Source organism: Ensifer sp. R1-3, assembly GCF_056739175.1.
In genome coordinates this window covers 2,633,144-2,645,968 of the sequence record NZ_CP096515.1, presented here as the reverse complement: position 1 = coordinate 2,645,968, position 12,825 = coordinate 2,633,144, and the positions used below count along the sequence as shown (strand labels likewise).

Genomic DNA, 12,825 nt, shown 5'->3' with positions numbered 1-12,825 from the left:
CCATGCCAGAAGTCCTCGACCGCCGACTCAATGCCTATCGCGAGGATATCGCCGAGGCACGTCTGCGCGGTCTCGTCGAGGCAAAGCGCTTCGTGGAAGGAAAGCCGGCGGCCGTATCCGTTCCGGTGACGCCGCTGCGGGCGAGGCCGGAGGCCGGCTGCGGCACGGATACGGAGCTTCTCTATGGCGAGACGGTGCGCGTGCTCGACGTCGCCGACGGATGGGCGTGGGTCAGGTCCGACCTCGACGGCTATGTCGGCTACGTACCGGAGGATGTCGTGCAGCCCCCGCAAGCGCCGGCGACGCACCTCGTGGCGGTGCCGCGGACATTCGTCTATCGCGGCGCGGATCTGCGCTTTCCCCAGGCCTTTGCCCTTTCCATGGGAAGCCGGATTGCCGTCGTCGGCGAGGCCGAGACGCGCGGCACGCGCTATTTTCTGCTGGATGGCGGGCTGGCGATCGTCGCCGATCATTGCATTCCCGCAGCCGGCGCGCTCACGGAAGACTATGTCGCAATCGCGGCCCGCTTTCTTGAAACGCCTTATCTCTGGGGCGGCCGCTCCGGCTTCGGCATAGACTGTTCCGGCCTCGTGCAACTCGCGATGCAGATGGCCGGGCGCAACGCGCCGCGCGATTCCGACATGCAGGCAAGCGGCCTCGGCCGCGCCATAGAGCGCGAGGAACTCACGCGCGGCGACCTCGTCTTCTGGAAGGGCCATGTGGCGATCATGGAGGACGAGAAGACCCTGGTGCATGCCAACGGACACACGATGACGGTGGCGCGTGAAGGCCTAGAAGACGCCATCCGGCGCATCGGCTGGCTGTATGCGCAGCCGACGGGGTACCGGCGGCCTTGATCCCCGGATTTTGCGGCTTTCTTGAGCCGCAGCCGCCCCTCATCCGCCTGCCGGCACCTTCTCCCCGCATGCGGGGAGAAGGGAATCGCGGGTTCGCCTTCGCACCATCTCCACACGCAGGCGCGCCGTGGCGTACGTCCCCTCTCCCCGCATGCGGGGAGAGGGTTAGGGTGAGGGGCGGTCGTCCCCGCGCGCGGGGAGAAGGTTAGGGTGAGCGGCGATCGCTGCGCGCCTAATCAATAGCCGGCCACCTTATCCACTACATGCTCCAGGGGCAGCCCGCTCTCGAAGCGCGCGATCTGGTGCTCCACATGCACGAAGAGCGCCCTGACGTCGGACGAGGCGGCGACATGCGGCGTCACATAGACGTTCGGCATGTCCCAGAAGCGGCTTTCCGGGGAGAGCGGCTCCCGTTCGAAGACATCGAGCGAGGCGCCTCCCAGAACACCGGAATCGATGCACTCCAGGATGTCGGCCTCGACCTGGCTGCCGCCTCGACCGGCATTGATGAAAACGGGCGCGCCGAACGGCCCGTTCCGGCTGAGCTTGGCGAAGAGGGCGGCGTTGAAGATACCCCTGGTATCCGGCGTCAGCGGCAGCAGGCCGACGAGAAAATCCGTCCTGCCGAGGAATGCGTCCAGTCCGGCGGCGTCGTAGGTCTCAACACCCTCGATCACCCGCTTGCTTCGCGACCAGCCGATCACCTTGAAGCCCATCATGGCGAGCTTGCGGGCGGCGTCCTGGCCGAGTACGCCCATGCCCATGATGCCGACGGTCACGTCGGCTGCTTCCGGCTGGCTGAGGTCGCGCCATTCGTGCTTCTTTGCCAGCGTCTCGTAGGCGCGGTGCTGACGAAGATGCAGGAGGCACTGCATCACCACCCACTCGCTCATCCTTGTCGTCAGGGTCCGGTCGACGAAGCGCACCAGCGGCACGTCGGGCAGGCCCGGCAGCGTCAGCACGTGGTCGACGCCGGCGCCGCCGGAAAAGACCACCTTGAGGTCCGGTGCGCGTGAGAAGAGGTCGGGCGCGGATTTCCAGACCACCGCATAGTCGATGCCGGAGAGGTCACGCTCCTGATGCGCCGGGTCGGCGAGATCGATCACCTCGCGGCCGGGAAAGGCGCCCGCAAGCGCGGCTTCGACCTCCTCGGGAATGAATTTCAGGTCGACGATCACGGGGCTCTTGGCGGGCATGGGAGAAACTCTACTGATGAACGGCGGCGAGATTGACCGCTTCGAGGTTGAAAGCGGCGGCCATCAGCGCCTTGGTATAGTCTTCCGTCGGTGCCTCGAAGATGCGCTCGGCGGGTCCCTGTTCCACGACCTTGCCGAGCCGCATGACGATCACCTCGTTGGCGAGCGCGCGCACGACCTTGAGATCATGGCTGATGAAGAGATAGGCGAGATTGTGCTTGCGCTGGAGATCGCGCAGGAGATCGACCACCTGGGCCTGCACGCTCATGTCGAGGGCGGAGGTCGGCTCGTCGAGCATGACGAACTGGGGCTTCAGCACCATCGCCCGGGCGATCGCGATGCGCTGGCGCTGACCGCCGGAAAATTCGTGCGGATAGCGCCAGCGCGTGGCGGGATCGAGGCCGACCTCTTCCAGTGCTGCGGCGACGCGCTGGTCGCGCTCGCCGTCCGTCAGCGCCTTCTCGTGGATCTTCAAACCCTCGCCGATAATGTCGGCGATCGACATGCGCGGGCTCAGCGATCCGTAAGGATCCTGGAAGACCACCTGCATCCGGTTTCTGAGCGGCCGCATCTCGCGGAAACTGTAGGCGTCGATGTCTTCCCCGACGAAGGCGATGCGGCCCTTGGACGAGATCAGCCGCGTCAGCGCAAGGCCAAGCGTCGTCTTGCCGGAACCGGACTCGCCGACCACGCCCAGCGTCTGACCGGCGCGGAGCGTCAGGTCGATGCCGTCCACCGCCTTGACGTGGTCGACCACCCGGCGCAGGAAGCCCGCCTTGATGGGAAACCAGACCTTCATGTCCTTGGCTTCGATCACGATCGGCCTCGAGGCATCCGAGGGCGGCGGTTCGCCCCGCGGCTCGGAGGCAAGCAGGTGGCGGGTGTAGGCGTGCTGCGGATTGGCGAAGATCTCGGCGGTCGGCCCGGTCTCGACGATCTTGCCCTTTGTCATCACGCAGACCCGATCGGCGATCTTGCGGACGATGCCGAGGTCGTGGGTGATGAACAGCATGGACATGCCGTGCTCGTCCTTGAGCGACTTCAAAAGCTCGAGGATCTGCGCCTGCACCGTGACGTCGAGCGCCGTGGTCGGCTCGTCGGCGATCAGGAGCTCCGGACGGTTGGCAAGCGCCATGGCTATCATTACGCGCTGGCGCTGGCCGCCCGAGAGCTGATGCGGGTAGGCCCCGAGGCGCTTTTCCGCCTCGCGGATGCCGACCTGTTCCAGGAGCTCCAGCGTTCTCGCGCGGGCGGCCGCACCCTTGAGGTCCTGATGGATCTCCAGGATTTCGCCGATCTGCTGCTCGATCGTGTGCAACGGATTGAGCGACGTCATCGGCTCCTGGAAAATCATCGTGACGTCGTTGCCGCGAACATGCCTGAGCTCGTCGTCGCTCGCCTTCAGGAGGTCCTTCCCGTTGAAGAGGATTTCGCCGCTCGGATGGCTTGCGGCGGGGTAGGGCAGGAGCTTCAGGATCGAGTTGGCGGAGACCGATTTGCCCGAACCGGACTCCCCGACCAGCGCCACGGTCTCGCCGCGCTTGATGTCGAAGGAGATGCGGTCGACCGCAAGCGACGTTTCGCCGCCCTGGTGAAAGGCGACGGAGAGGTCGCGCACGGAGAGGAGGGTATCTGTCATCGTCGCGCTCACCGGAACGTCTTTCTCGGGTCGAAGGCGTCGCGCGTCGCTTCGCCGACGAAGATCAAAAGCGACAGCATGATCGACATGGCGAAGAAGGCGGTCAGCCCCAGCCAGGGCGCCTGCAGGTTGGACTTGCCCTGCGCGATCATCTCGCCGAGCGACGGGGAACCCGGAGGCATGCCGAAGCCGAGAAAGTCGAGCGAGGTCAGCGTGGTGATCGAGCCCGAAAGAATGAAGGGCAGGAAGGTGAGCGTCGCCACCATCGCGTTCGGCAGCAGGTGCCGGTACATGATAGTGCCGTTGCCGACGCCGAGCGCGCGCGCCGCGTTGACATATTCGAAATTGCGGGCGCGCAGGAATTCCGCCCTGACGACGCCGACGAAGCCGACCCAGGAAAAGAGCAGCATGATGCCGAGCAGGATGAAGAAGCCCGGCGGCAGGATGGCGGCGATGATGAGCAGGATGTAGAGCACCGGCATCGACGACCAGATCTCGATGAAACGCTGCATGAGCAGATCCGTCCAGCCGCCGAAATAGCCCTGCACGGCACCGGCCGAAACGCCGATGACCGCCGAGGCGATTGTCAGCGCGAGACCGAAAAGGACCGAGATGCGAAACCCGTAGATCATCCGCGCCATCACGTCGCGCGCCTGGTCGTCGGTACCGAGCCAGTTCAGGTTGCCGGTTATGCATCCGGGGTCGTCGGCCCCTTGCGGGTAGGCGGAGCAGCGCTCCTCCTCGCTCATCAGCCAGAAGGGCGGCGTGGGCGCTGAATGGGGGATGCTGGAATTGACCGTCTGGTAGGAATAGCGGATCGGCGGCCAGATCATCCAGCCGTTCGCCCCGATCTCGTCGCGGATGAAGTCGGAGCGATAGTCGGTTTCGGCGAGGAAGCCGCCGAATTTCTCTTCCGGATAATCGAACAGCACCGGCACCAGGATCTCGCCCTTATAGGAGGCGAGGATCGGCTTGTCGTTGGCGATGAACTCGGCAAACAGGCTGAGGCCGAAGAGGAGGAGGAAGAGCCAGAGGGACCAGTAGCCGCGGCGGTTGGCCTTGAAGTTCTGCCAGCGGCGGCGCCCGATCGGCGTAAGCCAGCCCTTTTCCGGCGCGCCGGCATAGGCGGTAGCGGTGCTCATCAGACGTCCCTCCGCTCGAAATCGATGCGCGGGTCGACCCAGGTATAGATGAGGTCGGAGACGAGGCTCACGACAAGCCCCATCAGCGAGTAGATGAAGAGGGTCGCGAAGACGATCGGATAGTCGCGCTTGACGACCGCGTCATAGCCGAGCCGCCCCAGCCCATCGAGCGAGAAGATGTATTCGATGAGCAGCGACCCGGTGAAGAAGGCGGAGATGAAGGCGCCGGGAAAGCCCGCAATGATGATCAGCATCGCGTTGCGGAACACATGTCCGTAGAGAACGCGCCGCTCGGTCAGGCCCTTGGCTCGCGCCGTCGTCACATATTGCTTCTTGATCTCGTCGATGAAGGAATTCTTCGTGAGCAGCGTGGTGGTCGCGAAGGCGGAGAGCAGAAGCGTGATCAGCGGCAGCGTCATGTGCCAGAAATAATCGATTATCTTCTCGTACCAGGAAAGCTGGTCGAAATTGTCCGAGACCAGGCCGCGCAAGGGGAACCAGTCGAAGAAGGATCCGCCCGCAAAAAGCACGATCAGGAGAATGCCGAAGAGGAAACTCGGCACCGCATAGCCGACGATGATGACGCCCGAGGTCCAGACGTCGAAGGTCGAACCGTCGGAGACCGCTTTCTTGATGCCGAGCGGGATCGAGATGGCATAGGAAAATATGAGGATCCAGACCCCGAGCGAGATCGAAACCGGCATTTTCTGAATGATGAGGTCGATGACCGGCGTATTGCGGAAGAAGCTCTCGCCGAAGTCGAAGCGCATATAGTCCCACATCATGGTGACGAAGCGCTCGAGCGGCGGCTTGTCGAAGCCGAACTGTTTTTCGAGCTTGGCGATGAAATCGGGATCGAGCCCTTGCGCCCCGCGGTACTGCCCGCCGTCGCCACCGCCAACAGGCATGAGGTCGCCGGCATTGCCGGAAAGCCTGTCAGAGCCTGCCGCGTTGGTGAGGTCGGAGATCACCTGTTCCACCGGCCCGCCCGGCGCAAACTGCACGACGGCGAAGGAGATCGCCATGATGCCGACGATCGTCGGGATCATCAGCAAGAGCCGGCGCAGGATATAGGCACCCATCAGGCGAACCTCTGGATCGACGAATTGCTGGCGAAGCAGACCGGCGCAGCGTCGACTGGAATTGCTCTAATGTGCCTCAAATCCTGCATCTCCCAGCGGCTGCGGCCTCTGCGGAGCCGTTCGTGTTTCGTGATTCGTTTCCCGCATTTGGAATCGAGAGAGCGCCTGAGCGCAAGAGCTTCATTTTGCAGCCGTGTTTTTCGACCACCACGCATCCGGGAAATCCAACCCGTAATAGGGAAGCTCCTTCGGGCGGGCCAGGTGGTTCCAGTAGGCAACGCGCAAGGCCTTCGAGTAGAAGAGCGGCACGACGTAGTGATGCGCGAGAAGGACGCGGTCGAGTGCCCGTGTTGTCGCGACCAGCTCTTCGCGGTTCGGCGCGAAGACAATTCTCCGGATAAGTTCGTCGATCGCCGGATCAGCGATGCCGGCATAGTTCCTTGATCCCGGCTGGTTGACTGAGGCCGAACCCCAATAGTCGCTCTGTTCGTTGCCCGGCACGAGCGTTTGCGCCCAGATGCCGTAGATCATGTCATAGTCATAACTTCTGACGCGGTTGGTGTATTGCGAGTCGTCGACGGTGCGGATGCGAGCATCTATCCCGATCTTCCTCACGCTGTTCACGAACGGTGTGACCGTACGCTCGAAGGTAGGATTGGACAGAAGGATCTCGAAGCTGAACGGCTCGCCGGTCTTCGCGTTCACCAATCGGCTGCCCTTCAGTTCGTAACCCGCCTCCTTGAAGAGTGCGAGCGCCTTGCGCAAGTTGTCGCGCACCTTTTGCGGATCGCCGTTGACAGGGTTCTTGTAGGGCGTGGTGAAAACGGCAGCAGGAACTTTGTCTTTCAGTTCTTCAAGGATTTCTTTCTCGCGCCCTTCGGGCAAGCCGGAGGAGGCAAGCTCCGTGCCCCAGAAATAACTGTCGACGCGCTGAAACGCATTGTGTGCGAGGCTGCGATTCAGATCCTCGAAGTCGAAGGCATAGTTCAACGCCTGGCGCACCCGCTGGTCCTTGAATTTTTCGCGGCGCATATTGGGCACGAAGGCCTGCATTATGCCGGTAGCACGCAGCGGGTTTTCGATTTCCTCTCGGATCACCCGGCCGTCCTTCATTGCCGGAAAGTCGTAGGCCGTGGCCCAATGGCTTGCGCTGTTGTCCTGATAGAAATCGACATTGCCGGCACGGAAGGCCTCGAACTGCACGCTCCTGTCGCTGAAGAAGGCGTAATTGATGGTGCGGAAATTATATCGGCCGACATTCACGTTGAGATCCTTGCCCCAATAGTCGTCCCGCAATTCGAAGCGGATCGAGCCGCCCGCCTGGAACGAGGCGATCTTATAGGGGCCGGAGCCCATGACCGGCTCCAGCGTCGTGCGGCTGATATCGCGCTTGCTGCCCTTGGCGTCCTGCCCTTCCCACCAGTGCTTCGGCAGGATCGGAAACTGGCCGAGAATGTTCGGCAGTTCGTGGTTATTCTTCTCGTCGAAACGGAAGGTGACGTCGCGCTCGCCTGTCTTTTCCGCCGAAATCACGTGGCGGTAGTAGTTGGAAAAAAGCGGATTGTGCTCTTTCACCATATCGAAGGAGAAGACGACATCCTCCGGCGTCACCGGTTTGCCGTCTGCCCACTTGGCCTCTGCCCGCAGGCGAAAAGTGGCGGAGGAAATATCGTCCGGATATGAGATGCCCTCTGCGAGCAGGCCGTAGGAGGTGGTGATCTCGTCCTCGGCGGATTTCAGGAGTGTTTCGAAGACCAGCGAAGAAACGCCCGTCGCCACCTCGCCCTTGGCGAGGATCGGGTTGAACGAGTCGAACGTCCCGCTCTCCGAGAGCCGCAGTTCTCCGCCCTTTGGAGCATCCGGGTTGACGTAATCGAAGCGCGCGAAGCCGTCCTTGTATTTGGGTTCTCCGATCGACGACGTAGCGTGGTGCCAGACGGGTTGTTCCTCGGCATTGGACGCAGGAGGAAGGAGGAGAAGCGCTGCTGTCAGAAGCGAGGCCGCGAGGCCAGGCTTCACGGTCCTGCAGAAGTTTGGCATCCGGCCGGTACCCCTTTTTTGTCTCAATGTTCTTTTTTAACGAACATAGGCGAAATCAGGGCAATTGACAGGACTTGCCCAAAATCAGGCGAAATTCTTCGGTCACATCCCGGTGAGTCGCAAGGCTGCTGCAACCGCGGCGAATCAGGATAGGAGAGGGCAGCGGACTGAGGACGCCGCGCGTCCTGTCAGAGGCGCAGAGGTCGCTGCAACGCTTCAGGTTGCTGCATGTTTTGTCCTTTGATCGGGACGAGCAAGAAAACATGCAGCAAGCAAGGTCATGGGGAATGGAATGAAATTTGATGCGCGTGCTGCGCTTCGGCGCTGCGGTTCGACCGTCCTGGCTCTGATCATGGGGGTGAGCCTCGTCTCCGCCGAGGCGGCTGCGAACGACGCTCCCCCGGCCAAGGAGCTCTTCGGCGCCAAGGACTTGCCGATGCAGGCGGCGCCGGCTTCGTTCGGGTTCTACTCCAAGGGCTGCCTTGCCGGTGGGGTCGCCATCCCCACCGACGGCCCGACATGGCAGGCGATGCGCCTCTCGCGAAACCGCCGCTGGGGGCATCCCGCGATGATCGCGCTGATCGAGCGGTTCTCCCACGATGCCGTCGAGAAGATCGGCTGGCCCGGCCTTCTGCTCGGCGATATCTCGCAGCCGCGCGGCGGTCCGATGCTTTCGGGCCACGCTTCGCATCAGATCGGGCTCGATGCCGATATCTGGCTGACGCCGATGCCGCAAAGAACGCTGAGCTACCAGGAACGCGAGACGATTTCCGCGACGTCCATGCTCGACAAGAGCAAGTTCCTGACGGTCGATCCCTCCATCTGGACACCCTCTCACGCCCGGCTGATCATGATGGCGGCGAGTTACCCGCAGGTCGAACGGGTCTTCGTCAATCCCGCCATCAAGAAGAAGCTCTGCGACACCTGGCGCGGCGACCGCGCCGCACTCGGCAAGGTCCGGCCGATCTACGGCCACGACTATCATTTCCACATCCGGATCAAATGCCCCGAAGGCTCCAAGGGCTGCAAGGACCAGGCCGTGGTTCCGGCGGGTGACGGCTGCGACAAGTCGCTCGCCTGGTGGTTCACGGACGAGCCCTGGGCAAAGCCGAAGCAGAAACCCGGAGCGAAGCCGCCGAAGCCGAAATTCGCAAAGCTTGCCGATCTGCCGAAGGCCTGCGCGCTGGTGCTGAACGGCCCCGCACCCGCTTCCGAACAGGAGGCTACCTACGGCACCGCCTATCGCGCCCCTGCCGCAATTCCCGCTGCCGCGACCAGCATAGAGGCCGTGATCGAGGCGGCCGGCGAAGCGCCGCTCGCGAACATTCCGGTACCCTCGCCGCGGCCCGGGCTGCAATAGCGCCTTTGCAAATTCCCGGTGCTCATGTATAGGCCCTTCAAATCGATTTAAACGGTTCGTTTGCGCGCGCCAGTTGAGCCGCGCCCTGAACCGCTCCATGATCTTTCGCCGGGGGGCTCTCGCATGGCAGATCGGAAATGTCTCGCCCTGATCGCCCATGATCAGAAGAAGGATGACCTCGCGGCTTTTGCAAAGGCGAACGAGGCGGTCCTGTCCAAGTGGAAGATCGTCGCCACGGGGACCACCGGCGGCCGTGTTCTCGACGTGTGTCCGGCGCTCGACATCGTCCGGTTGAAGAGCGGTCCGCTCGGCGGCGACCAGCAGATAGGCGCGCTGATCGCCACGGGCGACGTGGACTGCCTGATCTTCTTCGTCGATCCGTTGACGGCCATGCCGCACGACGTCGACGTCAAGGCACTGATGCGCCTGGCGATCGTCTATGACATCCCGATGGCGCTCAACCGCGCGACTGCCGAGCAGTTGATCGACTTCAGGCGCAACTGATACATAATCCCGGGACCTTCACGCCGCGACACGCACACCGCGACCAGGACGGACTTCTTCCATGCCCAATGCGAGTGAACACAGCTTTCCCTTTCCGATCCTGATCGGCGACATCGGCGGCACCAATGCCCGCTTCGCACTGCTCACCGACGCCTACGGCGAACCGAAGCAGTTGGCCCCGATCAGAACGGGCGATTTCGCCACGATCGAGGAGGCGATGCAGAAAAGCATCCTCGACAAGACCTCCGTCCAGCCGCGCTCGGCGATCCTCGCCGTGGCCGGGCCGATCAAGGGCGACGAGATACCGCTGACGAATGCCGGCTGGGTGATTCGCCCGAAGGACATGCTGGCGAGCCTCGGGCTGGAGGATGTGCTGGTCATCAACGACTTCGAGGCCCAGGCGCTCGCCATCGCCGCGCCGGCCGATCAGGATGTCGTTCAGATCGGCGGCGGCGCCGTCCGGCCCTTCCATTCGCGCGTCGTGCTCGGCCCGGGAACAGGTCTGGGCGTCGCCGGACTGGTCTATGCGCAGCATACCTGGATACCCGTGCCCGGCGAGGGCGGTCATGTCGATATAGGTCCCCGGACGGAGCGCGACTTCCGGATCTGGCCCTTCCTCGAACCGATCGAGGGACGCATGGCCGGCGAGCAGATCCTGTGCGGCCGCGGCATCATGAATCTCTATCGCGCTGTCTGCGCCGCCAATGGCGAGGAAGCGGTTCTTGCGGATCAGGCGGCAGTGACGACGAGCGCGCTCTCCGGCGCCGATGCGGCGGCGGTCGAAACCGTGTCGCTCTTTGCGACCTATCTCGGGCGCGTTGCCGGCGACATGGCGCTGATCTTCATGGCGCGCGGCGGCGTATTCCTTGCCGGCGGCATTTCGCAGAAGATACTGCCGGCACTGACGAAGCCCGAATTTCGCGCGGCCTTCGAGGACAAGGCGCCTCATTCGGCATTGATGCGGACGATTCCGACCTTCGCCGTCATTCACCCCATGGCGGCGCTCTCCGGCCTCGCGGCCTTTGCCCGCACGCCGAGGGACTTCGGTGTTGCAATGGAGGGACGCCGTTGGAGAAGGTGACGCTGCGGCCGGCGCAGAGACTCGCCAAAACGGCAGCAAAGCACTATAGAGCCCCCGAAAGCGATGCCGGGGTGCGGTACGCGAGCGGGCTCAGGGAAGACGGGCTTATTGAACGCCAAGGATAGAAACAAGCGCGCAGTCGATTCCGAGACGATCACGGGAATCCTCAAGCGCGTCATCGCCGAAAACGGCCGCGACCACATCCGCGGCTATGCTTTCGCAATCGCATGCCTTGTCGTGGTGGCGGCGACGACCGGCTTCACCGCCTGGATCATGGAGGCGGTCGTCAACGAGGCTTTCGCCAACAGGCGCGCCGACATCGTGCTCCTGATCTGCGGTGCGATCTTCGCCGCCTTCGTCCTCAGGGGGCTTGCGACCTACGGGCAGGCGGTCGCCCTTTCCAAGATCGGCAACAACATCGTGGCGCGCTATCAGCGCCGGCTTTATGCGCATCTGATGGCGCTCAGCGTCGGCTATTTCCACGAGCACCGCTCGGCCCAGCTCGCCGCCAAAGTCAGCCAGAACGTCAGCGGCATCCGCGACGTGCTCAACATGACGGTCACGTCTATCGCCCGCGACCTCCTGACACTGATCGGCCTGGTCGTGGTCATGTTCAGCAAGGACTGGCTCCTGTCGTTGATCGTCTTCTTCGTCGCACCGCCATTGCTCCTCGGGCTCCGCTACATTTCGAGGCGCCTGCGCCTGGCGACGCGCGAGGCCGTCGAGGTCAACAGCCGGGTTCTCGGCGCCATGCAGGAGACCATCCAGGGCATCACCATCGTCAAGGCCTTCACGATGGAGAACGAATTGCGGCGCAAGGTCGAGTCGATCATCGATCGTGCAGAGAACCGGGCAAACCGCATCGCGCGCCTGAGCGAGCGCACGGCGCCGATGACCGAGACCTTTGCGGGACTGGCGATCTCCAGCGTGCTTGCCTATGCGGCCTTCCGCACGATCTATCACAACGTGCCGCCCGGAGCGTTCTTCGCCTTCGTCACCGCCCTGCTCATGGCCTATGATCCGGCTCGGCGTCTCGCGCGCCTGCAGGTTTCGATGGAGCGCGCGGCCGTCAATGCCCGCATGATCTACGAGATTCTCGACACGGTGCCGCACCAGCGCGACCGTCCGGACGCCACCGAGCTGAGGCTCGGCGAGGCGACCGTCGAATTGCGCGACGTGCGCTTCGCCTATGGCACCGGCGAGGAGATCCTCAAAGGCGTCAGCTTCCGTGCGGAGGGCGGCAAGACCACTGCGCTCGTCGGCCCCTCCGGTGCCGGCAAGTCGACGATCATCAGCCTGATCCCGCGCTTCTACGATCCCCTGTCCGGCGAGATACTCATCGACGGCCAGAATATCGCCGGCGTCACAAAGCAGTCGCTCCGTGCCGGCCTCGCCTATGTCTCGCAGCAGCCCTATCTCTTCGAAGGCTCGATCCGCGACAACATCCGCTACGGCCGGCCCGATGCGACCGATGACGAGATCGAGGAAGCGGCGCGGCTGGCCTACGCGCATGATTTCATCCTGGCGCAGCCGCAGGGCTATGACACGCCCGTCGGCGAGCATGGCGTGACGCTTTCCGGCGGCCAGCGTCAGCGCCTGTCGATTGCCCGCGCACTCGTCCGCAACGCGCCCGTCCTGCTTCTGGACGAGGCGACTTCGGCGCTCGACACCGAGTCGGAAGCGGCCGTTCAGAAGGCACTCGAAGAGGCGATGAGCGGCCGCACCGTGATCGTCATCGCGCACAGGCTCTCCACCGTCGTGAATGCCGACAAGATCGTCGTCATGAAGGAAGGCATCGTCGTCGAGGAAGGCTCCCATGAGGAGCTTGCGCGGCGTCCGGACGGTCTTTACGCTCGCCTCCACAATCTCCAGGGCAGCGGAGCGGATACGGTCGCCGAGGCACAGATCCTGTAGCACAAGGGAA

At 63.4% G+C, this 12,825-nt stretch carries 10 protein-coding genes; 5 read left to right on the top strand and 5 right to left on the bottom strand.

What is annotated here, in order from left to right; genetic code table 11:
• The first annotated feature begins 2 nt into the window (after window positions 1-2).
• Entirely contained in the window at window positions 3-857 is an 855-nt protein-coding gene (locus M1D43_RS12750; protein ID WP_153314028.1) for a C40 family peptidase, read from the top strand.
• 236 nt (window positions 858-1,093) lie between these two features.
• Here the strand turns inward: M1D43_RS12750 and M1D43_RS12745 are convergent, their stop codons facing one another.
• From M1D43_RS12745 to M1D43_RS12725, 5 genes are all read right to left on the bottom strand, one after another.
• On the bottom strand, window positions 1,094-2,053 hold the full coding sequence (locus tag M1D43_RS12745) for a 2-hydroxyacid dehydrogenase (RefSeq protein ID WP_153314029.1): 960 nt from the start codon (window positions 2,051-2,053) through the stop codon (window positions 1,094-1,096).
• Window positions 2,054-2,063: 10 nt separating this feature from the next.
• Window positions 2,064-3,692, bottom strand: coding sequence for an ABC transporter ATP-binding protein (locus M1D43_RS12740; protein WP_127597121.1), 1,629 nt, complete (start codon window positions 3,690-3,692; stop codon window positions 2,064-2,066).
• An 8-nt stretch (window positions 3,693-3,700) separates the two neighbouring features.
• Window positions 3,701-4,834: an ABC transporter permease gene (locus M1D43_RS12735; protein WP_153314030.1), complete on the bottom strand. Its 1,134-nt coding sequence runs from the start codon at window positions 4,832-4,834 to the stop codon at window positions 3,701-3,703.
• Window positions 4,834-5,916 carry a microcin C ABC transporter permease YejB gene (locus tag M1D43_RS12730; RefSeq protein WP_003531958.1) on the bottom strand — a complete coding sequence of 361 codons (1,083 nt, stop codon included), beginning with the start codon at window positions 5,914-5,916 and terminating at the stop codon, window positions 4,834-4,836. Before M1D43_RS12730 ends, M1D43_RS12735 begins: the two co-directional genes overlap by 1 nt.
• Window positions 5,917-6,096: 180 nt before the next feature.
• Window positions 6,097-7,956, bottom strand: coding sequence for an extracellular solute-binding protein (locus M1D43_RS12725; RefSeq protein WP_107607869.1), 1,860 nt, complete (start codon window positions 7,954-7,956; stop codon window positions 6,097-6,099).
• Window positions 7,957-8,248: 292 nt separating this feature from the next.
• Here M1D43_RS12725 and mepA point away from each other — a divergent pair, with 292 nt between their 5' ends.
• The 4 genes from mepA to M1D43_RS12705 all read left to right on the top strand — a co-directional run bounded on the left by mepA (window position 8,249) and on the right by M1D43_RS12705 (window position 12,815).
• Window positions 8,249-9,316: a penicillin-insensitive murein endopeptidase gene (gene mepA, locus M1D43_RS12720; protein WP_027991131.1), complete on the top strand. Its 1,068-nt coding sequence runs from the start codon at window positions 8,249-8,251 to the stop codon at window positions 9,314-9,316.
• 123 nt (window positions 9,317-9,439) lie between these two features.
• Window positions 9,440-9,820 (top strand): methylglyoxal synthase, encoded by a 381-nt coding sequence (locus M1D43_RS12715; protein ID WP_003531955.1) that lies wholly within the window; start codon window positions 9,440-9,442, stop codon window positions 9,818-9,820.
• Between the two features lie 61 nt (window positions 9,821-9,881).
• On the top strand, window positions 9,882-10,901 hold the full coding sequence (locus M1D43_RS12710) for a glucokinase (RefSeq protein ID WP_107607870.1): 1,020 nt from the start codon (window positions 9,882-9,884) through the stop codon (window positions 10,899-10,901).
• Between the two features lie 108 nt (window positions 10,902-11,009).
• Entirely contained in the window at window positions 11,010-12,815 is a 1,806-nt protein-coding gene (locus M1D43_RS12705) for an ABC transporter ATP-binding protein (RefSeq protein ID WP_003531944.1), read from the top strand.
• Window positions 12,816-12,825 lie beyond the last annotated feature (10 nt).